This is a genomic window from Mycobacterium simiae, assembly GCF_008370645.1.
Classification (GTDB): domain Bacteria; phylum Actinomycetota; class Actinomycetes; order Mycobacteriales; family Mycobacteriaceae; genus Mycobacterium; species Mycobacterium simiae_A.
On record NZ_VTZN01000002.1, the window covers coordinates 32025 to 52843 of the forward strand.

Annotated in this window: 23 protein-coding genes; 7 read left to right on the top strand and 16 right to left on the bottom strand. The window is 67.4% G+C overall.

The window, feature by feature from the left end:
• Positions 1–183: 183 nt before the first annotated feature.
• Genes F0Q45_RS00850 through F0Q45_RS00860 form a run of 3 tightly spaced genes read right to left on the bottom strand, consistent with a single transcriptional unit; the run spans position 184 to position 3377 of the window.
• Complete coding sequence (locus tag F0Q45_RS00850; RefSeq protein ID WP_149652100.1) at positions 184–846, bottom strand: TIGR04282 family arsenosugar biosynthesis glycosyltransferase; 663 nt, start codon at positions 844–846, stop codon at positions 184–186.
• A complete protein-coding gene (locus tag F0Q45_RS00855; protein WP_188112732.1) occupies positions 843–1499 on the bottom strand; it encodes a glycosyltransferase family 2 protein in 657 nt (218 codons plus the stop codon). Before F0Q45_RS00855 ends, F0Q45_RS00850 begins: the two co-directional genes overlap by 4 nt.
• 33 nt (positions 1500–1532) lie before the next feature.
• Positions 1533–3377 (bottom strand): hypothetical protein, encoded by a 1845-nt coding sequence (locus F0Q45_RS00860; protein ID WP_149652101.1) that lies wholly within the window; start codon positions 3375–3377, stop codon positions 1533–1535.
• Between the two features lie 296 nt (positions 3378–3673).
• On the opposite strand from F0Q45_RS00860, the gene F0Q45_RS00865 reads away from it, so the two are divergent.
• Positions 3674–5236, top strand: a complete 1563-nt coding sequence (locus F0Q45_RS00865) for a DUF7937 domain-containing protein (protein ID WP_262490820.1) — start codon at positions 3674–3676, stop codon at positions 5234–5236.
• A gap of 3 nt (positions 5237–5239) precedes the next feature.
• Here the strand turns inward: F0Q45_RS00865 and F0Q45_RS00870 are convergent, their stop codons facing one another.
• Both F0Q45_RS00870 and F0Q45_RS00875 read right to left on the bottom strand, forming a co-directional pair.
• On the bottom strand, positions 5240–6271 hold the full coding sequence (locus F0Q45_RS00870; protein ID WP_149652102.1) for an NAD-dependent epimerase/dehydratase family protein: 1032 nt from the start codon (positions 6269–6271) through the stop codon (positions 5240–5242).
• Positions 6268–7053 (bottom strand): S-methyl-5'-thioadenosine phosphorylase, encoded by a 786-nt coding sequence (locus tag F0Q45_RS00875; protein ID WP_262490816.1) that lies wholly within the window; start codon positions 7051–7053, stop codon positions 6268–6270. The genes F0Q45_RS00870 and F0Q45_RS00875 overlap by 4 nt, the downstream gene beginning before the upstream one ends.
• A 34-nt stretch (positions 7054–7087) precedes the next feature.
• Here F0Q45_RS00875 and F0Q45_RS00880 point away from each other — a divergent pair, with 34 nt between their 5' ends.
• Both F0Q45_RS00880 and fabH read left to right on the top strand, forming a co-directional pair.
• Positions 7088–7960, top strand: coding sequence for a 1,4-dihydroxy-2-naphthoate polyprenyltransferase (locus F0Q45_RS00880; protein ID WP_149652104.1), 873 nt, complete (start codon positions 7088–7090; stop codon positions 7958–7960).
• Positions 7961–8046: 86 nt separating this feature from the next.
• Complete coding sequence (gene fabH / locus F0Q45_RS00885) at positions 8047–9063, top strand: beta-ketoacyl-ACP synthase III (protein WP_149652105.1); 1017 nt, start codon at positions 8047–8049, stop codon at positions 9061–9063.
• Between the two features lie 18 nt (positions 9064–9081).
• Here fabH and F0Q45_RS00890 read toward each other — a convergent pair whose 3' ends face one another.
• A complete protein-coding gene (locus F0Q45_RS00890) occupies positions 9082–9420 on the bottom strand; it encodes a DUF4229 domain-containing protein (protein WP_149652106.1) in 339 nt (112 codons plus the stop codon).
• Positions 9421–9466: 46 nt separating this feature from the next.
• On the opposite strand from F0Q45_RS00890, the gene F0Q45_RS00895 reads away from it, so the two are divergent.
• Complete coding sequence (locus F0Q45_RS00895; protein WP_149652107.1) at positions 9467–9619, top strand: hypothetical protein; 153 nt, start codon at positions 9467–9469, stop codon at positions 9617–9619.
• 14 nt (positions 9620–9633) lie between these two features.
• Here F0Q45_RS00895 and F0Q45_RS00900 read toward each other — a convergent pair whose 3' ends face one another.
• The 7 genes from F0Q45_RS00900 to hemL all read right to left on the bottom strand — a co-directional run bounded on the left by F0Q45_RS00900 (position 9634) and on the right by hemL (position 17001).
• On the bottom strand, positions 9634–10968 hold the full coding sequence (locus F0Q45_RS00900) for a MinD/ParA family ATP-binding protein (protein ID WP_262490817.1): 1335 nt from the start codon (positions 10966–10968) through the stop codon (positions 9634–9636).
• Between the two features lie 47 nt (positions 10969–11015).
• Complete coding sequence (gene ccsB, locus F0Q45_RS00905) at positions 11016–11990, bottom strand: c-type cytochrome biogenesis protein CcsB (RefSeq protein ID WP_149652109.1); 975 nt, start codon at positions 11988–11990, stop codon at positions 11016–11018.
• Positions 11987–13540 (bottom strand): cytochrome c biogenesis protein ResB, encoded by a 1554-nt coding sequence (locus F0Q45_RS00910; RefSeq protein ID WP_149652139.1) that lies wholly within the window; start codon positions 13538–13540, stop codon positions 11987–11989. Before F0Q45_RS00910 ends, ccsB begins: the two co-directional genes overlap by 4 nt.
• Before the next feature lie 137 nt (positions 13541–13677).
• Entirely contained in the window at positions 13678–14457 is a 780-nt protein-coding gene (locus tag F0Q45_RS00915) for a cytochrome c biogenesis CcdA family protein (protein WP_149652110.1), read from the bottom strand.
• Positions 14454–15062 carry a TlpA disulfide reductase family protein gene (locus F0Q45_RS00920; RefSeq protein WP_188112733.1) on the bottom strand — a complete coding sequence of 203 codons (609 nt, stop codon included), beginning with the start codon at positions 15060–15062 and terminating at the stop codon, positions 14454–14456. Before F0Q45_RS00920 ends, F0Q45_RS00915 begins: the two co-directional genes overlap by 4 nt.
• Positions 15059–15667: a histidine phosphatase family protein gene (locus F0Q45_RS00925; RefSeq protein ID WP_149652111.1), complete on the bottom strand. Its 609-nt coding sequence runs from the start codon at positions 15665–15667 to the stop codon at positions 15059–15061. The genes F0Q45_RS00920 and F0Q45_RS00925 overlap by 4 nt, the downstream gene beginning before the upstream one ends.
• On the bottom strand, positions 15667–17001 hold the full coding sequence (gene hemL, locus F0Q45_RS00930; RefSeq protein WP_149652112.1) for a glutamate-1-semialdehyde 2,1-aminomutase: 1335 nt from the start codon (positions 16999–17001) through the stop codon (positions 15667–15669). The genes F0Q45_RS00925 and hemL overlap by 1 nt, the downstream gene beginning before the upstream one ends.
• 146 nt (positions 17002–17147) lie before the next feature.
• On the opposite strand from hemL, the gene F0Q45_RS00940 reads away from it, so the two are divergent.
• Together F0Q45_RS00940 and F0Q45_RS00945 are read left to right on the top strand one after the other, a co-directional pair.
• Positions 17148–17798 (top strand): general stress protein, encoded by a 651-nt coding sequence (locus F0Q45_RS00940; protein WP_149652113.1) that lies wholly within the window; start codon positions 17148–17150, stop codon positions 17796–17798.
• A 19-nt stretch (positions 17799–17817) separates the two neighbouring features.
• Positions 17818–18147 carry a glutaredoxin family protein gene (locus F0Q45_RS00945; protein ID WP_149652114.1) on the top strand — a complete coding sequence of 110 codons (330 nt, stop codon included), beginning with the start codon at positions 17818–17820 and terminating at the stop codon, positions 18145–18147.
• Here F0Q45_RS00945 and F0Q45_RS00950 read toward each other — a convergent pair.
• Complete coding sequence (locus F0Q45_RS00950) at positions 18133–18444, bottom strand: DUF427 domain-containing protein (protein ID WP_149652141.1); 312 nt, start codon at positions 18442–18444, stop codon at positions 18133–18135. The genes F0Q45_RS00945 and F0Q45_RS00950 overlap by 15 nt on opposite strands.
• A gap of 114 nt (positions 18445–18558) precedes the next feature.
• Here F0Q45_RS00950 and F0Q45_RS00955 point away from each other — a divergent pair, with 114 nt between their 5' ends.
• The gene (locus F0Q45_RS00955; RefSeq protein WP_149652115.1) at positions 18559–18954 is read left to right on the top strand and encodes a nitroreductase family deazaflavin-dependent oxidoreductase; all 396 of its coding nucleotides are present in this window, start codon (positions 18559–18561) and stop codon (positions 18952–18954) included.
• Between the two features lie 35 nt (positions 18955–18989).
• Here F0Q45_RS00955 and F0Q45_RS00960 read toward each other — a convergent pair whose 3' ends face one another.
• Both F0Q45_RS00960 and F0Q45_RS00965 read right to left on the bottom strand, forming a co-directional pair.
• The gene (locus F0Q45_RS00960) at positions 18990–19985 is read right to left on the bottom strand and encodes an Rv1681 family radical SAM protein (protein ID WP_149652142.1); all 996 of its coding nucleotides are present in this window, start codon (positions 19983–19985) and stop codon (positions 18990–18992) included.
• Positions 19982–20815, bottom strand: a complete 834-nt coding sequence (locus tag F0Q45_RS00965) for an Rv1680 family SBP-like protein (RefSeq protein ID WP_149652116.1) — start codon at positions 20813–20815, stop codon at positions 19982–19984. The genes F0Q45_RS00960 and F0Q45_RS00965 overlap by 4 nt, the downstream gene beginning before the upstream one ends.
• Positions 20816–20819 lie beyond the last annotated feature (4 nt).

Genomic DNA, 20819 nt, shown 5'->3' on the forward strand with positions numbered 1-20819 from the left:
GGTTCGTGCTGCGGGCCTGTTGCTGGCGGTCAAGCTGCCGGGCAAGACTGCCGAACAGCCTCATTTACCCCAACTGATGGGCGACCCCAGGCTCGACTGGCACTAACGGAGCAACCGCCACGCCAAGACCTCTAGGGCTATCGGGCGCATCCGGCTAACACCAGAAGTACTCGACCGCCTGCCTCACCACCCGGCCGCTCGGACGACCCGCGCGAAGCGACTGTCCGGGCCGCACGCCTCGCGTACCACCGCGAGGTCGCCGACCACGTCGACGTCGGCCAGGAGCGGCACCGAAGCCACGTCAATACCATTGTTGCGCAACGCCTTCAGGGTGAGTTTCCCGGTATCAGGCTGCGACATCGGGACACTGCGCAGGCACTCGGCCGCAGCAGGGCTATGGACACCGAGCACCCACCAACCGCCGTCGAGTGCCAATCCAAGCACTGCTGGCGTCTCGAGTAAGCGTTGTGCGCAATCGCCCAGCAGCCCGGCGGAAACCTGGGGAGTGTCCATGCCGATTTGCAGCACGGGGTATCGGGTCGCGGCGTCGGCGTGTGCATTGGCGAGGCGGTCGGCGAAGTCGTCGCCACGTTGCTCGATGACGGTGAACGATCGCAGTCGCTGCCGGATCTCGGCGGCGTCGGCCGCGCTGTCCAGATCACCGGTAAGCGCCACCACGCGGGTGGCCACCGGCGCCGCGGCTACCGCATCCAGTGTGTCAAGCAACGCGGCGGCGGCAATCTCCGCCGCAATCCGGTCACCCACCACCACCGCCAGCCGCGTCTTGGCCAAGCCGGGCACCGGTGCTTTGGCCACGACCAGCACCGTGACCGGCAGGCCGCTCACGAGATCACCTTCCAGAAATCCAGGATCGCCACGATGCTGCCCCGCAGCGAACCACTGACCTTCGACTCGCCGCCGGTCCGGGGACCGTAGCTGACGTCGAGTTCGACCACGCGCCAGCCGGCGGCTGCGGCGCGAACCAAAAGCTCCAGCGGATACCCGGACCGTCGATCGGCGACACCCAGATGCAGCAGCGCCTCCCGCCTGGCCACCCGCATGGGCGCGATGTCGTGTACCGACAACCCGTGGCGGGTACGCAGCCGCCAGCTCATCACTACCGTGCCCACCCGCGCCACCCAGGGCCAATGCAATCCGGGCACCGGGCGCCGGCGGCCCGTCACCAGGTCCGCGCCCCGCCCCAGTTCGGCGACCAGCCTAGGCAGGTCACCAGGATCCATCGAACCGTCGGCGTCGATGACGGCGACGATGGGCGTGGTCGCGGCGACCACGCCGGCATGCACTGCCGCGCCGTAACCGGCGCGCGGTTCGGTGACCACGTCAGCGCCGTGCCCGGCAGCCACCGCAGCGGTGTTGTCGGTGCTGTTGTTGTCCACCACCAACACCCGATAGCCGGCCGGAATAGCGGCCAGCACCGCCGGCAGCGACTCTTCCTCGTTGAGACAGGGCAGCACCACAGTCACCAGATCACCGGGCATGCCCACCGACCTTAGGCGAAGCCGCGACCTGGATCAGTGCCCGGAGTGGCCGCCGCCGCTGCTACCACCACTGCTACCGCTGCCTCCGCTGCTGCCGCTGCCTCCCCCGCTGCCACCGCCGCTGCTGCCGCCGCCGCTGCCACTGCCGCTGCTGCCACCGCCGCTGCCGCCGCCGCCACTGCCACCGCCGCTGCCACCGCCACTGCCGAGTTGCGGCTGCGGAGCCGGGGCCACCGTCTGCGGCGCCTGCGGGGCCACCGTCTGCTGCTGGGTTGGTACCTGTTGGGTTGGTACTTGCGTCGGCTCCTGGGTCGGCTGCCGCGTCGGCTGTGGAGCGACGGTGGTCGGAGCGACCGTGGTCGGAGGAACGGTCGTCGGAGCGACAGTCGTGGTCACTGGGGCCATCGTGGTGGGCGGCGTGGTGGGCGGCGTGGTCGCCGGCGTAGTCGGCGGCGTGGTCGCCGGCGTAGTCGGCGGGGTGGTCGGCGGCGTGGTCGGAGGCGTGGTCGGCGGCGTGGTCGGAGGCGTGGTCGGCGGCGTGGTCGGCGGCGTCGTCGGCGGCGTGGTCGGCGGGGTCGTGGGCGGGGTGGTCACCGGCGTCGTCGGCAGCGTCGTCACCCCCGGCGACCACCCCGGCCACGGCGGAATGATGACCGGAACCGGAACCGGGACCGGGATCGGTGCCGGCACGACGCCGGGGGCGGCCGGGGCTGGCGGCACCCCACCCGTTCCAGGCGACGTTTCCTGCCGAGGAACAACGCCCTGGACGGCCGGAATGGTCCCGCCCTGGAACCCTGCGGTGGGATTGTCAGCAGGCGGCAGCGGCACCGGCGCCTGCTGTTGCGTCGGCAACAGCGGCATGAACTTGCCCGGCTGGGCGTTCTGGTATCCCTCGACCGGCTCTGCGGCCGCCGTGGGCCGGACCGCGACCGCCACCGCAACCGCCAGCGACGCGAATCCGATGACCGCGAACGCCACGACAGCGTTGCCGATCAGCAACGACCGCGAGCTGAGCGGCGCACGACCCGCCGCAAGCGCTTCGTCGTCCTCGTCATCGGATACGTCGTACTCGTAGTCGTCATAACCCTCGACGGGCAGCAGCTCAGCGTCACCGGCCTGTGAGTACGCCAGCTGCTCATCCTCCTGCTGAGCCGGCGGGAGATGGCCGGTCGCGTCGGCGGCTCCAGCGGGCTGAACCGGCTGGGCCGGCTGGGCCGGCTGGGCCATTGCCAGACCCGAAGCGCCTGCGGCCCCCGCAGCCAACGCCGCGCCCCGGGCCAGGGCAAAAGTGGGATCATCGACAACCTGTACCTGCATCGTCGAAGCAGCCCGAAACTGGTCGGCCAGCATCGAGGTCTGCTCGGCAGACGCACCCACCAGCAACACCTCACCTGGAGCGCCAGGCTGGTCGCCAAGTCGCGCCATCAGCGTGTCAAACGTCACCGTCGCGTCGCCCTCAATGGGCGCGGCAGCCAGCAGCGTCGGCGGCGCGTCCCCGGCACCAGCGACCGCCAAACTCGCCGTCTCATCACCCACCAGCACCACAGCCGAGCCGGAACCATTCGCCCCCAGCAGAGCGGTGGCGGCTTCCGACTGCGACACCACCACGACATCGTGGACTCCGGAATCAACCAGCGCCTGACGCAGCTCATCGGCTCTGCCCTGATCCGACCAGCACAGCCGGGTGGCAACCAGCCGATGGCCCTCGTCGGCCAGCAGTCGGTTGGTCCCGACCACCGTTTCGGTCAAGACCGGAATCACCTGATCGGCCACCTCGAGCGAGGACTGGTCGATCACAGCACCACCAGCGGCCGCCGACCCGACGAGCGCCAAGCGCGCGACCGGACCCGCGACCGCCACCCCCAACACGACGTCCATTTGCGGTTCTCCTTCGGCCGGCCACTCAGCAACCAGCACTGTCCGGCATCATTAGACTGCGATACGTCGGCAATATTCGTCTTTTCGGGCGACAGCATTCCCCGATGAGCGCAGCGTAACTGGATACCACAGCATTACACCCCGCACTGCCGCGTCGTCCGAACGGAGAACATGTTCGCAATCCAGCAACGCATCGGGCCGGGCGGGTGGTTCCCTTGCCACCGGGACCGATCCGATCTCGATACCTAGGGGAAATCGTGAGCCCGAGCCGCGACGACACGCCTACCGGCCCCATCTTGGCTGCGCGACCGCAGCAGGACCCACCCGGTCAAGGCCCAAACTCGGTGAGACGATGGGGCGTCGTGCAAGACCTTGCGGCAGGCGCGCTGCTGGTCAGCGCGCTGTTCCTACCGTGGAACCTGTACTTCGGATTACGGATCCCTGGCAGCAGCCAATACTTGTTCGCTGTCCTACTGCTGGTGACGCTGCTGTCGCTGATCGCTGCTGCGCTGCCCCATGCGGCTAGACCCAATCCAACGCTGGCCGGCCGACTACGTCTGGGGCTTAACATCCCTTACCTGCTGCTGATATCGGCACTCGTTGTCTACGACATGGTCCAAACCATCCGGCTGGGTGGCACCATCCAGGTCCCGGGTGGCATCGGTCCAGGCGGCTGGCTGGGAATCGCCGGCGCGCTGCTCAGCGCACAGCCACTGATCACCGGCGCCATCGCAGCCGACGACCGATACCGCGGATGGTTCTTAGCCGCCCGAATCATCGGCTACGCCTCAATGTTCGGCGCCGCGCTGAGCGCCGGTTTCACGCTGTCCTGGCGGGTACGGTACGCGTTACAGCCGTCGGGTTCCGGGTTCGGCAAGCAGAACATCGCGGTGATCGACACAGCAGTGGTCTACGGCGTCGTCGCCCTCGTCGCTGTCCTCGTCGCGTCGCGGTGGATCCTCAAAGGCACCGAAGAATCCCGACTATCCACGATTGGCCTGGGAGCCTCGACACTGGTGGCGGGAATCGTCGTGTGGAGCTTGCCCGTCGGCCGCGAGATCGACGCCTTCCACGGCATCGCCCAGAACACGTCGACCGCCGGAGTCGGATTCGAAGGGTATCTGGCGTGGGCGGCGGCGGCCGCGATTTTCGCGCCACTGACATTGTTGCGCTCGTCCAGCACCCGGTTGACCGACCGGGACCGGTGGCGGGCGGCGGCGCGAAACGGATTGCTGCTCATCGTCGTGTGGTGTCTGGGCTCGGTGCTGATGAGGCTCACCGACCTACTGACCGCGGTGCTGTTGAACTACCCGTTTTCGCGCTATGACACCATGACCCTGGCCGCGTTCGACCTGGTCACCGGTGTGCTGGCGATCTGGCTGCGCATCAACCTGTCCAACGATGCGCTGCCCGGCCGGCTGATCTGGTCGCTCTGCGGACTTGTCTTCACGCTCACTATCGCTCGCGTGATCGTAGGTGTGGTACTTGCTCCCCGCTTCGAGGAATCCCCCGGCGTTACAGCCAACCCGGTCTACGGGAACAACCTGGCCCAGCAGATCACCAGCACTTTCGACGTGACGCTGTGCGGCCTGGCGCTGAGCATCCTTGCCGCCGTCATCGTCAGCCGGCGGCTGCGCCCGCCCGGGCAGCGCCGCCGCCACCCGCGACGTCGCCGGCCTGCTGTGCCTGCTGTGCCTGCAGAAGCCAAAACGACGCAATTCCCCACCGCGCCCACGGGCCACGACGCGCCTACCACGGTCTTGACCGGCTCCACCGGATCCCCTCGGATCTTCCGGTCTGCCGAATCAACCGGGCCGGTGCGTCCGAAGATCTACCGGCCACCGGGCAATTCGTCGTAAGCGTCAGCGCAGCGGCGCGAACGCGAAGTCGCGCAGCCCCGCGCTGGGTGCCACCGTTGCGCGGAAACCCAGCACCTCGGCGGCTCGCGCCGGGTCGGCGACGATGTGGCGCACATCGCCGCTGCGGTACTGGCCGGTGATCACCGGGGGCACCGCCTGACCGCGGGCCTGGCACAGCGCGCTGGCCACCTCCAGGATTGAGATGGGCTGCCCGGAGCAGACGTTCAGCGCGGTGAAATAGCCACCAGCTGCCTGCGCCGCGGCCAGGTTGGCGGCGGCGACATCGTCGACGTGGACGAAGTCCCGCATCTGACCACCGTCTTCGAAAACCCTTGGCGGCTCGCCGTTTTCCAGCGACGAGCGGAATATCGCAGCCACCCCGGAATAGGGCGTGTCGCGGGGCATGCCGGGGCCGTAGACGTTGTGGTAGCGCAACGCCACCACCGATCCGCCCGTGGACTCCGACCAGGCCAGCGCGTAATGCTCTTGCGCCGTCTTGCTGGCCGCATACAGGCTGCGCGGACGCAGCGCGGCATCCTCGTCGACGAGGCGCCAGCTGACCGGCTCCACACATACCGGGCAGCGGTGTTCGAAGACGCCGGCGTCCAGATCGGCCCGCCGCCGCGGCACCGGGTCGACGAGCCCATGCTGGCGACACCGGTAGCGCCCCTGCCCGTACACCACCATCGAGGAGGCCAGCACCAGGTGCTTAACCCCGGCGGCGAACATCTGGGCCAGCAGCACGGTAGTGCCGTAGTCGTTATGACTGCCGTAAGCGGGCGCGTCGGCGGCATCAACGCCGGCACCCACCATCGCCGCCTGGTGACACACCACGTCGACGCCGGCCAGCAGCGGGGCTAGCGCCTCGGCATCGCGGATGTCGACCCGGTGACACCCCGGCGGTAACGCCGGGTTCGGGCCGTGCGCGGCCGGCAGCAGCGCGTCGACACCCACCACCTCGTGGCCGGCCGCGCTCAAGGCCGCACCCACCCGGGTCCCGATGAAACCGGCCGCGCCGGTCAGCAGCACCTTCACGGTAGCTCCAACGGCAATGTCACGCCGGCGTGCATTAGGCAGTCGGTACAGGTGCGCTCGGTGGCGACCCGGCCGATCGCCGCCTTAACCAGCTCTTTGAGCAACTCCACGTTCTCCCCGAATCCGGCATATACCTCAGCGGCTTTCACCCCATCACCGAAAGCCACGCCAGCATCCACGTCGGTCACCAAAGCTATTGCGGCATAGCATAGTTCAAGCTCGCGGGCGAGTATCGCCTCCGGATAGCCGGTCATGTTGACCAAGCTGAAGCCGGCCGCGGCGAACCACTGGCTTTCCGCGCGGGTAGAAAATCGCGGGCCCTGGATCACCACCATGGTGCCGCCGTCAACCACATTGGGCACATCGGGAAGCCCGGTCACCGCGGTGCGCAGCGCCAGGCAATACGGATCGGCGAAGGTGGCGTGCACCCCACCGGAATCGAAGTAGGTGTCAGCCCGGCCCCGGGTGCGGTCGACCAGCTGGTCGGGCACCACCACCGCGCCCGGCCCAAGGCGCGGGGTCAGGCTGCCGACGGCGCACGGCCCGAACACCCGCCGAACCCCCAGCGCTCGCAACGCCCACATGTTGGCCCGGTACGGCACGGTGTGCGCCGAGTACTGGTGGTTGGCGCCGTGCCGGGGTAAGAACGCGACTTCGTGGTCGCCAATGGCGCCTATCGTGATGGGCGCACTGGGCGCCCCGTATGGGGTATCGAGATTGACCGTGCGCGCCCCGGGTCCGAAGAACGTGTAGAAGCCGCTGCCGCCGATGACTCCGAGCATCCGACCATTGTGGTGCATAGGGCAGGATGCCTTCGTGGCCACTTTCGCGCAGTGGATCTCCGGCGCTCGCCCGCGCACGTTGCCCAATGCGGTGGCGCCGGTGGTTGCCGGCACCGGGGGGGCGGCCTGGTTGCACACCGCCGTGTGGTGGAAAGCGCTGCTGGCGCTGGTCGTCGCAGTCGCGCTGACCATCGGGGTCAACTACGCCAACGATTATTCCGACGGCATCCGTGGCACCGACGACCAGCGCGCCGGCCCGATGCGGTTGGTGGGCTCGCGACTGGCAGCCCCGCGATCGGTGCTCACCGCGGCGATCCTGAGCCTGACAGTCGGCGCGGCGGCCGGGCTGGCGCTGGCACTGCGCAGCGCGCCGTGGCTGATTGCGGTCGGCGCTATCTGCATCGCCGGGGCCTGGCTATACACCGGTGGGTCGAAGCCCTACGGCTACTCGGGTTTCGGCGAGGTCGCGGTGTTCGTGTTCTTCGGCCTGATCGCCGTGCTCGGCACCCAGTACACCCAAGCGTTGCGGGTCGACTGGGTGGGGCTGGTGCTGGCAGTGGCGACGGGAGCGTTGTCGTCGTCGGTTTTGGTGGCCAACAACCTGCGCGATATCCCCACCGACGTGGTGTCGGGCAAGATCACCCTGGCAGTCCGGCTCGGCGACGCCCGTACCCGAGTGCTTTACCAGGCGCTGTTGCTGACGGCCGGGGCTTTGACCCTGCTGTTGATGATCGCGACGCCGTGGTGTGCCGTGGGCCTGGCGGCAGCTCCGCTGGCCCTGCGCGCCGCTGCACCGGTGCGGGCCGGGAGCGGCGGCCCGGCGCTGATCCCGGTGTTGCGCGATACCGGGCTGACCATGCTGGTGTGGGCTGTCGCTGTGGCGGCCGCGTTAGCGGGGGTCGCTTGAATTGTTGCGTTGAGGGCGGGCGCTGTCGGCGTGTCGGCGCCATAGGCGCACACTCAACGCGTGGATGACAACCAGGGACGGCTGCTATGACGGAGATCGCCACGATCAGTGGGGCTAAGAGTGTCGGGCTGCTCAGCGTCGGCGCGTATCGCCCGGAGCGCGTCGTCACCAACGACGAGATCTGTCAGAACATCGACTCATCCGATGAATGGATCTACACCCGCACCGGTATCAAGACCCGCCGGTTCGCCGCCGACGACGAATCCGCCGCTTCGATGGCAGCCGAGGCCTGTCGACAAGCACTGTCAAACGCCTCGCTCACCGCGGCCGACATCGACGGCGTGATCGTCACCACCAACACCCATTTCCTGCAAACCCCACCCGCCGCCCCGACCGTCGCGGCGGCGCTGGGCGCCAAGGATGTGCGCGGGTTCGATATCTCCGCGGGGTGCGCCGGATTCGGATACGCACTCAGCACGGCGGCCGACATGATTCGGGGTGGGAGCGCGAAAACGATGCTGGTGGTCGGCACCGAAAAACTGTCCCCCACGATAGACATGCACGACCGCGGCAACTGCTTCATCTTTGCCGACGGCGCCGCCGCAGTGGTCGTGGGCGAGACACCGTTTCAAGGCATCGGGCCGACCATTGCCGGCAGCGACGGCGAACAGGCCAATGCCATCCGGCAGGACATCGACTGGATCACTTTCGCGCAGAATCCAAGTGGTCCGCGCCCGTTCGTGCGGCTGACCGGTCCGGCGGTCTTCCGTTGGGCGGCATTCAAAATGGGCGATGTCGGTCGGCGGGCACTGGACGCAGCCAGGGTCGAACCCGATCAGATAGACGTGTTCGTGCCTCATCAAGCCAACAGCCGAATTAATGAACTGTTGGTGAAGAACCTGCAATTGCGACCCGACACCATTGTCGCAAACGACATCGAGCACTCCGGAAACACGTCAGCGGCTTCCATTCCGTTAGCGATCGCCGAACTCATGGAGACGGGGGCGGCCAAGCCGCGCGATCTGGCCCTGCTGATCGGATACGGCGCCGGGCTCAGCTACGCAGCGCAAGTCGTGCGGATGCCGCTACATAGCGACGCCTGAGGACGCCTGCGGCCTCTGCTAAGAATCCTCGTCCGGCGACTCGTCGGGTGGCGCCTCCCCGCGCAGCCGGGCTCGCAACTGCTCACGTTCTGCCCGCCGACGCTCGCCGGCTACCGCCAGCGCGGCCGTGGCGCGCCGTCGCAGCGGGGTAAACAGCCAGATGCCCAGGGGCATCCCGATGATCAACGCGAACAACACCGCAACAACTAGCGGGAATTCGGTGATCCCGGCCAGTCCCGCCAGCCCGTAGATCGCACCGCTAAGTACAACCACCAACAACAGCCTGGCCGTCACATAGACCACGACGTCAACAACGCCGCGCTCTCCAGTGCGCTTGCCGCTAGGCGCTTCTGACACAGCCTGAGCCTACGGCGCGGGTATATTCGCTCACAGGAGGTGTCGAGTGCTTTACCTGCTCGTTGTCCTGGTGTTGGGGACGCTGATCTACATTGGCTGGCGTGCGGCGCGGTCGCAGATAAGCCGGCAGAAGACGCGCGTTATCGGACCCGACGACGATCCGGAGTTTTTGCGGCGGTTGGGACAAGGGGGACAGTAACCTGAGCCAAGCCGTTACGCGAAGCTCGGATTCAATCGTCGCTGGTCTGGCGGGAAACCATCGGCGACCGCTGCTGCCAATTCGGCGAGCGCTTCCCGGGTGTCCCGCTTCAATCGGTCTAGATTGATCTCGGCGCCTTCGTCTAGATGCGGATCGAACGGCACCAGCCGTACCGCGCGGCAGCGCCGTCCGAAGTGATCGATCACCTTTTGCACGTCAACCTTGCTCGAGCGCGAGCGCACCGCGTTGATCACCGCGATCGAGTTGCGTACCAAATCCACGTAGCCGTGGGCCTCCAGCCAGTCCAGTGTCGCCGAGGCGCTGCGCGCCCCGTCGATGGAGGCCGAACTCACCACAATCAGCATGTCCGAATTGGCCAGTATGGGTGACATCGCAGAATGCAGCAGTCCGGTCCCGCAGTCGGTGAGCACCAGGCCGTAGAACCGCTCCAAGATTCCCATTGTGCCGGTGTAGTCTGCGGCGCTGAAAGCCTCAGACGCAGCCGGGTCAGTATCTGACGCCAGCACCTCGAGCCCGCTCGGGCCTTGCGAGGTGTAGCCGCGCACGTCGCTGTAGCGCGCGATACCTTCGGCGTCGCGGAGCAGATGCCGCACCGTCGCCGGGGTTTCTAGCGGCACCTTCTGGCTGAGCGTGCCACGGTCGGGGTTGGCGTCCACGGCGACCACACGGTCGCCGCGCACGGAGGCAAAGGTGGCGCCCAGCGTCGCGGTGATGGTGGTCTTGCCGACGCCGCCTTTCAGCGATAGCAGCGCCACCCGGTAGCAGCCTCGCATCGGCCGATTGATCTGGGCCACCAGGTCGTTGTAGCGGGCGGCCCGCCGGCTCTCCCCCAGATTGATGCGCTGTCCAGAAAGCATGTAGAGCAGCCGGCGCCACCCCTCCGATGGCGGCGGTTTGACCGGTCGCAGCAGCATGGTCGTGGCTAACTCGGGATAGGGTGTCTGCGGTATCGGTTCCGGGCGGTATTGGGGCTCTGCCGGGGCCTCAGCCGGCCCCGGGCAGTAGGCGCCATACGCGGTCGGATCGACAAGTGGGATGACCGGAAGTGGTCCGGTTTCCTGCGTATCCGGGGCAGCATCCCAAGCCCGCGGGTCCCCGGGTGTGGTCGGCGATCCCCCCATGGCCACGCCGTCAGCGGGTGCGGAGACTCGTCGCTCAGTGCGGAATCCAGCAAAGGCCCGGGTCGGGGTTTCGTCACCGCGTTGTGCCGCAGAGTCGCCGGCATGCGATCCCTGCGGCGGCAATTGCGTGGTCGGATGATCTGGTGCGAGGTCGCCGTCGTGGGCGGTGGGCGCCCCCACGCCCGTTGGATGCTCTGACACGTGCACTCCCCCTTGTTGCTAGTGCGGGACTCGGGTCGGTTACGGTCGGACGGTCAGCCCACGCCCGCATAGGAGTGCAGACCGACAGTCACCAGGTTAACGAAGAACAAGTTGAAAACCATGGCGACGAATCCGGCGACGTTGATCCAGGCGGCCTTGCGGTCCCGCCACCCGGCGGTCGACCTGGCATGCAAGTAAGCGGCGTACACCACCCAGGCGACGAACGACACCGTCTCCTTGGGATCCCACCCCCAATACCTGCCCCAGGCCTCCTCGGCCCAGATGGCGCCGAAAATCACCCCGAAACCGAACACCGGGAAGGCGAAAATCGTGGTTCGGTAGGCGATCCGATCTAGGGTCTGCGCATCAGGGAACCGCCGCACCAGACGAGCCAGCGTGCCCTCGGTTTCGGGCTCACCCAGCCGCGACGTGCGCAGCAGAAACAGGATGCTGGCAATACCGGCGACCAGGAACACCCCCGACCCCAGACTGACCACCGACACGTGAATGGGCAGCCAGTACGACTGCAGCGCTGGCATCACCGGCGCGGCATTGGCGTAGAGCCAGCGTCCAGACACCGTCAGCAGGACCAAAATCGGAACCAGCAGGAAAACCCAGAGCGGCCGGTACTGCGGGCGGCGCAGCACGATCGCCCCCGCAACTAACCCGGACATGCAGGTGAGGTTGATGAACTCGTACATGTTTCCCCACGGCACCCGCATGGTAGCCAGGCCGCGCAGCACTATGCATGCGGCCAGCAACCCAATGCCGAGGTAGAGCACGGCTAGGCCGGCGCGCCCGACCCGTTCGTCGAAGGGTCGCTGCGGAGCGTAAGCTACGACGCCGGGAACGCTGCTATCGGCGCCGACCGAACCGACGGCTACCACAACCGGTTCGAGTTTGCGCCCGCGGACGTAGGCCAGCTCGAAGGCCAGCAACAGCAGCGCCACCACCAACGCCACCACCGCCGAAGTGAACGCCCAGTCGGAGTACCGGGCCAAACCGATATTGATGTGCGCGGTATTCATGTGACATCCACCTGAGGGCTCCTTCTGACCGCGGTCGGTTCGCTGAACCCGGCCAACAATCGCGCGGCAAGCCGCTCGAACTCATCACCCCAACCGGAGTTGTCGGTCCGCGCCAGACCGCCTAGCTCGACGTTCACCGTACCTGGAGCGTCGGTGGCCGCGGTGAGCCGAATCCACACCCGGCGCCGGCGCACCAGCAGGGATACCAGCAGCCCGGCCATCATCGTGATGGCGAACACCAGCACCCAGGTCTGGCCGGGATCGTGGGAAACCTGCAGGTTGACAAACGGCACGGCACCGTCGAAGCGGACGATGGTGCCGTCTTGATCGAGCCGCACCTGTTCGCCGGCGCGCAGGTTTACCCGCTTTTGCTTGGTCAGCCGGCCCTGTTCGATGAGCCGGGGATCCAGGGTGAACAACGATTGCGGTCGCCCGGTGTCCAGGCCGGTGTCACCGCGATAGATGTCGATGGCCACCGCAGGCGCGTCCAGGGCCGGGAACCGCGACGACAACAGCGTGCCGTCGAGCTGTTCGGTGGGTGCCAGCAGGCCCTGGATAGCGATTTGATGGTGACGACGTTGCTCGGCTGTCGGATAAGTGCCGGCCGGCGGGTCGATGCGTGCCACTCCCGACGACAGCAGGGTCTGCGGGTTGTCGGGCCGCCATTGCACGGTTGACGTGCGGGTCTGTCCGTTGGGGAAGGTGACCGTGAAGGTGGGCGCGTAGCCGTGGCCTTGCAGGTAGACCCGGTCGCCGCCGACCCGCAGCGGATGGTTGACTTCCAGGCGGTAGGGCCGCCACATGTTGGCCGACAGGTCAGAAGTGGCCGGGTCTGCCTGGTAGTCGATGTCTGCGGCGAATGACGTGGCCTGCCCGGACGGCAGGTAGTGCGCCGCAAAGTCGTTGACCCGGATGCAGATCGGGTGCAGCGACGTGCCGTCGACGGTGTTGCCGGCCCGGAACGAGTCGAACGCCGCTGGCGACGCCGAGCAGAAGCCGGGGCCGCCGTCGGCGATGACGATGACGTTGCCCTCGTAGCCGAACAGTTTGCCAACGGCCACCGCGACCAACAGGCCTAGCAGCGAGAAGTGGAACACAATGTTGCCGAATTCGCGCAGGTAGCCCTTCTCGGCGGACACCTCGTACGTGTCGCCTGAGTGCCGGACGATCGTGCGCCAGCCCCGCAATCTCGCCGCGATCGTCTGGGCCACGGTTGCGGGGTCGACCATCGCTTCGGAGCTAGCATGCTTGGGCAGTCGAGCCAGGTTGCGCGGCGCGGCGACCGGTGTGGCGCGCAGAGTGCGGGCATGCTCGATCATCCGCGGGGTCAGGCAGCCGACCAGGGACACGAATAGCAACACATAGATCGCGGTGAACCAGAAGCTGGAGAACACGTCGAAAACCTGCAGCTCGTCCAGCCAGGGGCCGATGACGGGGTGGGCTCGCAGGTAGTCGTCGACCTTGCCGGCGTTGAGGCTACGCTGCGGCAGCAACGCCCCGGGTATGGCCCCGACCGCCAGCAGAAACAGCAGCACCAGCGCGGTGCCCATCGAGGTCAACGAGCGCCAGGTGTTGCGCCCCTTCTGCGCGAGCCGGGGCCACCACCCGCTCGCGAGCAGACGCAGAATCGCACCAAAACCCTTGGTTTTGCGCGATTCTGCGTCTGCTCGCGCGTCAACTCGCGCCGTCAAATCGGCAGCCTCACGTCGGACACCAACGCGTCGCGCAGCCACGAGACCACGTCGTTCCACACCCCGCTGACCAGGGCGCTGCCCACCGCGATCAGCAACAACCCGCCGAAGATCTGAATGGCCCTGGTGTGCCGGCGCAGCCAGCCCAGGCCCGCCACCGCCCCCGCCGAACCGAACGCCAGCAGCACGAAGGGGATGCCCAGCCCCAGGCAATAGGCGATCACCAGCACGATGCCGCGCGCCACACTGGCGCCGTCGGTGGCCGAGGCGACGGCGATCACCCCGGTCAGCGTCGGACCCAGGCACGGCGTCCAGCCCAGCGCGAACACCGCGCCGAGCAGCGGCGCGCCCGCCACCGTCGTCAACTGGCGCGGCGTGAACCGGACCTGACGCTGCAGAGCCGGGATCAGGCCGACGAACACCAGCCCCATCACAATGGTCAGCACACCACCCATTCGCTGCAGCAGCACCTGGTTGGTGATCAAAGTCGTCGTCATGCCGAGCACGGCCACCGTGCCGAGCACGAACACCACGGTGAACCCGGCCACGAACAGCGCCGCCGATCCGGCGACTCGCCACCGGGCGGCGGGTGGGGCTTTGATCGCGCCGGGTAGCGGCTCCTCGCTAACGCCAACTACCCCCGCCAGATACGACAGGTAGCCGGGCACCAGCGGCACCACACAGGGCGAGGCGAAGGACACCAATCCGGCCAGCACACACACACCTACCGCCACCAGCAGCGGCCCGGCGGCGGCGATCTCGGCTAACCCGTTCACTGCGGTCCGGCTAGGGTCGGCGCTTCTTCGGCAGCCACTCGCTGGACCACCGGCTGCAGGTCCTCGACCAGCAACTCCCGCAGAAACACCGCGGCGACCCGGTGCTGACGGTCGAGCACCAGCGTGGACGGGATGACGGTGGTGGGGTATTTGCCACCGAACGCGATCAGGGTGCGCATCGCCGGGTCATAGATCGACGGGAAGGTGATGTGCCGGTCGTTGACAAAGTCCTGTGCCGCCTCACGGCTGTTGTCGCGGACGTCGATCCCCAGAAAAGACACCCCCGAGCCCTGGGTGGTGTCGTACACCCGCTGCAGCTGACTGACCTCGGCCCGGCAGGGCCCGCACCACTGGCCCCACACGTTGATAACGACGACCTGCCCAGGGAAATCGTCGAGTGACATCAAGCGCCCGGGGTCCTGCAGGTTCGGCCCGGCCAGCTTTCCGGGGCGGCCGCGGCTGGCCGGTGGATCGTAGAAGATGTCGGTCTTGCCGCCGGGGGAAACGAATTCGAATGTGCCGCCCTGGGCAACGGCGTCGCGTCCAGAGCATCCGGTCAACAGCGCCGCTACCACGACTCCAAGCGCCAGCCGCCGCATGGTCATGCGCCTGCCGGTTCGGCATACACCACGTCGACCAGGCGGTCGCCGTCGTAGATCAGCGAGGTCACCGATGCCAGCGCGCAGCTTCGGCGCCGCGGGTCGTGCCACAGCCGCCTGCCGGTCAGATGCAGCCGTAGCGTCCACACCGGCAGTTGGTGACTGACGCACACCACCTCGCGGCCGGAAGCGCGGGCCCGCGCTTTGTCCACCGCCGTGGTCATCCGTTGCGCGATCTGCAAATAAGGCTCTCCCCAGGACGGGGTGAACGGGTTTCGCAATTGCCACCAGACCCGCGGGTCGCGCCAGGCGCCGTCACCTGGGCTGATGCGCCTGCCCTCGAAGTAGTTTGCCGATTCGATCAATTCGGGATCGGTGTCCACCGTCAGGTCGTGCCGCGCGGCAATGGGTGCGGCGGTCTCTTGGGCGCGCTGCAGCGGAGAGGCGATCACGGCGACCACGTCGCGATCGGCCAGGAAGTCGGCGACCGCGGCCGCCTGCACCCGCCCGGCCTCCGACAAACTGAAGCCGGGTAGCCGGCCGTAGAGGATGCCGCTAGGGTTGTGCACTTCACCGTGGCGCACCACGTGCACGCGGGTCTCGTCGGCCATCAAGCTGTGTCCTCTCGGGCGGCGGCACGCGCCGCACCAGGTAGTGCGTTCGCGATCCGGTCGAATGCGTCGTCGTCGAGAGCGGCCGAGACGAACCACGCCTCGAACGCACTGCACGGCGGATAGACACCCGCTTCCAGCAGGGCATGAAAGAACGGGGCATAGCGCCACGTTTCGCTGGCCCGTGCCGACGCGAAGTCGGTCACCGGCCGGTCGCTGAAGAAGACGCTGAGCATGTTTTCGGCGCGTGGAATCTGATGCGGCACGCGGGCATCGGTGAGCGCCTCGGCGAGCAGGGCGGCCAACCGGTCGGCGTTGGCGTCCAGCGCGGCGTATACCGCGTCGTCGGCGGCCCGCAGTGTGGCCAGCCCGGCGGCCATGGCCACCGGATTTCCGGACAATGTACCGGCCTGATACACCGGCCCCAGCGGCGCCAGCCGCTCCATCACCTCGGCCCGCCCACCGAACGCGGCAGCGGGCAGCCCGCCGCTCATCACCTTGCCGAACGTGAACAGGTCTGCGGCCACCGGATCGATTCCGTACCAACCGCTTCGGCTGACCCGGAAACCTGTCATCACCTCGTCGACGATCAACAGCGCACCATGCTCCGCGGTGATCGAGCGCAGCGCCTGGTTGTACCCGGCCCTGGGTGGCACGACGCCCATGTTGCCCGGGCTGGCCTCGGTAATCACCGCGGCAATCTGCTCGCCGTAACGCGCAAAACTCTCCTGAACAGCGTCAATGTCGTTGTAGGGCAAGACGATGGTGTCGGCTGCGGCGGCGCCGGTCACCCCAGGCGACGAGGGCAAGCCGAGGGTGGCTACCCCCGAACCCGCGTCAGCCAGCAGCGCATCGACATGGCCGTGGTAGCAGCCGGAAAACTTGACGATTTTGGCCCGGCCAGTGAACCCGCGGGCCAGCCGGACCGCGCTCATGGTGGCCTCGGTGCCGGAGTTGACCAGCCGTATCCGCTGCACGGGTGCTACCCGCGCGATGATCTCGGCAGCCAGCTCGGTTTCGGCCGGCGTCGGCGCCCCGAACGACAGGCCGTGGGCGGCGGCCTTGGCCACGGCGTCGACGACAGCGGGGTGCGCGTGACCGAGGATCATCGGACCCCAGGAGCAGACCAAGTCGACGTAGCGGTTGCCGTCGGCGTCGGTGAGCCAGCACCCGCGGGCTTCGGTGATGAACCGCGGGGTGCCGCCGACAGCCGTGAAAGCGCGCACCGGCGAGTTCACCCCGCCGGGGATGACCGTGCAGGCATCCTCGAACAGCTTCGCCGACGCCTGCACAGCTCCGCCAATCTGCGAGGTGGCCTGGTCGGTGCTACCCATGCCGACCAGTGTCCCAGCCTTGGCCGCCCGTTCAACTACAGGGTGTAAGACATGGCGGCTCCTGCGGCGAATGCAACCAGCGGCTGCGGTGAGCCTGGTTCGCTGTGGCGCAGCGTGCCTAGCAGGTCCTCGCCAGTGTTGACCGGTTGGCCGGCGAATTCGACGATGACATCGCCGGCCCGCAGCCCCGAGCGGTGACGCCGCGACCGGCGCCGGTGACGACGCGGTGGTCGTTTTCACCGGCACAACCCCGGACCACCGATGATCAGCGCGGCGACGGCCGCTGTCATGCCGCCGCAAACACGCTAGGAGAAGCGACGAGCGAGTCAGCGTTCACCACCGAGGAACGCAACGACGCACCGAATCTGGGGCAACGGCTGGTCGGATTCTTCGACACCTGCGCCGCAGCGCAGCAGCTGGTTGATCGGATGTCCGATGCCGGGTTCCCGGTCGAGCATGTTCGGATAGTCGGCGACGGCCTGCGCACCATCGAACATGTCACTGGCCGCATGACAAAAGGCAAAGCGGCGTTGACAGGTGCGGCCAGCGGAGCCTGGATCGGAGCGCTGCTGGGTCTGCTGTTCCTGCTCTTCGCCGTCGGCCCGTATGGGCTGTGGGTATGGGTGCTGGTTTCTGTCGGCCGCTCCGCAGCCCGGACCGCCAACTGGCGACGGCCGTCCGATGCCGCGTTGTGGCACCGCCACGACCTGGTCTACGTTGGCGTCGGATCGACGCAGGGTCGACCCACGGCAAAGGATCGTCGCGGTGCGCTAGGGGCATCACGCCGACGATCATGAGGAACTGGGGTAAACCGGCATGTCAGCCAACGATGTAGAGCACGAAGTGGTGGTTTATTGGCGGCCGGGCTGCCCGTTCTGTTGGCGGCTGCGCAGGGCGCTGCGGCGACACCGGCTGGCGACCCGGGAAGTCAACATTTGGACCGATCCGGACGCGGCTGCGGTGGTCCGCTCGATCGCTGCCGGCAACGAGACCGTCCCCACCGTGGTCGTCGGCGACCTCGCCATGGTCAACCCCACCGCGAGTGAGGTCATTGACGCGGTCCGCAGTCGGGCGCCGCAGCTTCTCGGTCAGCAGGCTGCGGACCGGGGTTGGTGGTCTGCCTTGCGGGGATCAGCGCGTCCCTGACTCGCCCCCGGGTTCGCCTTCCACGATCACTCCTTTCCAGAACGCGACGTGGTTCTTGATCTGCTGGGCCCGCGGGCTGGGGTCAGGGTAGTACCAGGCAGCGTCCGTGTTGGTTTGGCCGTCCACCACGACGGTGTAGTAGTGCGCCGTCCCCTTCCACGGACATATGGACGTGGTCGGGCTGTCCAGCAGGTACTCGCGGTGCACTGATTCGGGCGGGAAGTAATCATTGCCTTCCACTTTGACGGTCTGCGGCACTTCGGCCAGCACGGTCCCGTTCCAGCGGGCGCGGATCATTCCGCTCACCTCCTCACTGTCGCTGTTCAGTTCTCGAGGTGCACCGTATCGGGCCTGCGCGCAGAAGAATCGCGCGGCCTGGCGATGGGCAACCAGAATAGGTTGAATGATGGCATGCAATTTCCCCAACGGCTCGCCCGGTTCAACCGTTATGTCACCAACCCCATTCAGCGTTTGTGGGCCGGGTGGATGCCGCTGTACGGCATTCTCGAGCATGTCGGGCGCCGCTCCGGCAAGCCGTACCGCACGCCGCTGGTGGTGTGCCGGGCCGAACGCGACGGGCAGCCTGCGGTAGTCATCATGCTGACCTATGGACCTAATCGGGACTGGCTGAAGAACCTCACGGCGGCCGGCGGCGGGCGGATGCGGCGCTCCGGGAAGACCTTCAGGGTCACCGATCCTCAAGTCATGCCTAAGGCCGAGGCGGCATCGCACGTGGCCCGAGGGTTGCGGCCAATTTTCGCGCGGCTGCCGTTCGAGCAGGCGGTGCTGCTCACTCGGACTTCCTGAGCCCGGGTGAGGCTAGTCCGGCCGGCGGGTAACGACTATGCGCACGGGAACAAGGCAGCCGCCTCGGCTGCCTGTGCCCACTGCTCGGCGAACAGCCGGCTTACCTCGTCCAAGGCCGGGGTCAGCGGTTCAATGGTGCGCGACACCAAGGCCCGCTCGTCAAGGGCGGCCACTGGGTGCCAGTACACGCCCTCGGCGGTGACGGTCACCTCTGGAACGAGCGATTCGCGGCGCAGGGCCAGCCCCTCGGAAGCGACGCCCTCCAAGGCGATCGGCCGCACCAACTGATCGTCAGCGGCGATGCCGACTTCGTCGAGGAACTCGTGAAATGCCGCCAGCTCGCCGGGTGCAGCGCCGGCGACCGTCGCCGCCACCCGCACCCGGAAACCCAGCGAGAGCGCCAAATGTATTCCGGCGACCGCCTTTTCCCATGTCCCGGCACCGCGGTGGGAGTCGTGCAGCTCCGCTGTCGCCGAGTCCAGGCTGATTTGCAACGCCAGCCCATCCCTAGGCAGGGATTCGAGCGCGCGCCGCGCCCGGCCTTTGAACACCATGCCGTTGGTCAGGACGGTGGTGGGCAGCGTGTCGACGCAAGTCGAGATGATGGTGTCGATGTCGGGCAGCAGAAACGGCTCACCGCCGGTGAGAAACAATTCCCGCACTCCCCAGCGCGCCGCCTCGCTAACCAGCCGGCCGATTCGAGGCGCACCCAGCTCGCGGTGCGGGGCCTGCGGCGACGACGACACACAGCAGTAATCGCAGGCCAGGTTGCAGTGGAAGTTGGTGTATAGCCACAACCGCACTCCGGGCAACCGGTCGGCGCCCAGGACATCGGCGGGATCCGGCGCGCGACCACGCCGCACCACGAGAGCGCCGACTCCCGCCTCGTCGACGTCGGTGCGCACCAAGGTGTTTCCGGTTCGGGCACACCACTTTTCGGCAAGCTCGCGATCGCGGTGACTGGACACAGCGACCTCGACGGTGCTGCCCTGCGCGAGACCACCGACCTGGCGCATCAGGTCCAGGATCACCATCGTGGGTCGATACCCTGCTCCCCGACAGCTTCGAACAACGGCCGATACCCGTCCAGGTGCGGCGCCACCCAGCGTCGTAAACCCTCGAGTTCCAGGATCTTTCGATGTTCGGGGACATCCCAGCTCATCGCCAGCAACCGGTCCAGCCACGGCTGGTACCGCTCGGCTGGCAGGGTGTCCAAGGCGGTGAACATGCAATGGCAGTAGCCCTCGGTTCGCCACACCTCGACCAGGGATTCCCCCATCAGCTCCGCGGCGCCCATCGCCGCCCAGGTTGAGCTGCCGATCGCAGCCACATCGGCCTCACCGGCGAGCACGGCCTCCACCGCATCCAGTTCGCTGCGGCCGGTATCGCCGTGTTTGCCGATGTCGGTGTTAAACCGAATGACCTGTAGGTCCGATTCGGGTGTCCCGGCGCGGCGCAGGTAATAGAGCGGCAAGATCGCCGCGTGCGCGGAGTCGGCGGAGCCCAGCGCAAGGCGCTTTCCGGCGATATCAGCTGGCCCGTGCAGCCCACTGCCGGCGCGCGCGACAAACACGGTGGTGTAGTCCACATCGGTGTCACGCTGGGCCAGCGCCGTGCAGTGCCCGCCCGTTTGCAGCACGGTCCGCACATAGGCCAGATTGGTGTTCCAGGCGATATCGATGTGCCCGGCGATCAGCGACTCGACCAGCCGTGCGTAGTTAGAGTAGAGCACGAAATCCATTTGGGCATCTAGACTCCCATCGCCGTCGGAGTCCTGGAAGTAGCTTCGGATTCCCTCCCAGATCGGGACCACATTGGGCGTGTAGGCGACTGCCCCGACGACAAGCGGTTGGCCTGACATATCC

What these genes read in the sequence shown, in the direction of transcription:
- F0Q45_RS00965 (WP_149652116.1), bottom strand. Translation starts at nt 20,815, where the DNA reads ATGTCAGGCCAACCGCTTGTCGTCGGGGCAGTCGCCTACACGCCCAAT.
- F0Q45_RS00855 (WP_188112732.1), bottom strand. Translation starts at nt 1,499, where the DNA reads ATGCCCGGTGATCTGGTGACTGTGGTGCTGCCCTGTCTCAACGAGGAA.
- F0Q45_RS00875 (WP_262490816.1), bottom strand. Translation starts at nt 7,053, where the DNA reads ATGCTCGGAGTCATCGGCGGCAGCGGCTTCTACACGTTCTTCGGACCC.
- F0Q45_RS00910 (WP_149652139.1), bottom strand. Translation starts at nt 13,540, where the DNA reads ATGGGCACCGCGCTGGTGCTGCTGTTTCTGCTGGCGGTCGGGGCCATA.
- F0Q45_RS00950 (WP_149652141.1), bottom strand. Translation starts at nt 18,444, where the DNA reads ATGATCCGCGCCCGCTGGAACGGGACCGTGCTGGCCGAAGTGCCGCAG.
- F0Q45_RS00920 (WP_188112733.1), bottom strand. Translation starts at nt 15,062, where the DNA reads ATGACCATGCGGCGGCTGGCGCTTGGAGTCGTGGTAGCGGCGCTGTTG.
- fabH (WP_149652105.1), top strand. Translation starts at nt 8,047, where the DNA reads ATGACGGAGATCGCCACGATCAGTGGGGCTAAGAGTGTCGGGCTGCTC.
- F0Q45_RS00860 (WP_149652101.1), bottom strand. Translation starts at nt 3,377, where the DNA reads ATGGACGTCGTGTTGGGGGTGGCGGTCGCGGGTCCGGTCGCGCGCTTG.
- hemL (WP_149652112.1), bottom strand. Translation starts at nt 17,001, where the DNA reads ATGGGTAGCACCGACCAGGCCACCTCGCAGATTGGCGGAGCTGTGCAG.
- F0Q45_RS00925 (WP_149652111.1), bottom strand. Translation starts at nt 15,667, where the DNA reads ATGGCCGACGAGACCCGCGTGCACGTGGTGCGCCACGGTGAAGTGCAC.
- F0Q45_RS00955 (WP_149652115.1), top strand. Translation starts at nt 18,559, where the DNA reads ATGCAATTTCCCCAACGGCTCGCCCGGTTCAACCGTTATGTCACCAAC.
- F0Q45_RS00945 (WP_149652114.1), top strand. Translation starts at nt 17,818, where the DNA reads ATGTCAGCCAACGATGTAGAGCACGAAGTGGTGGTTTATTGGCGGCCG.
- ccsB (WP_149652109.1), bottom strand. Translation starts at nt 11,990, where the DNA reads ATGAATACCGCGCACATCAATATCGGTTTGGCCCGGTACTCCGACTGG.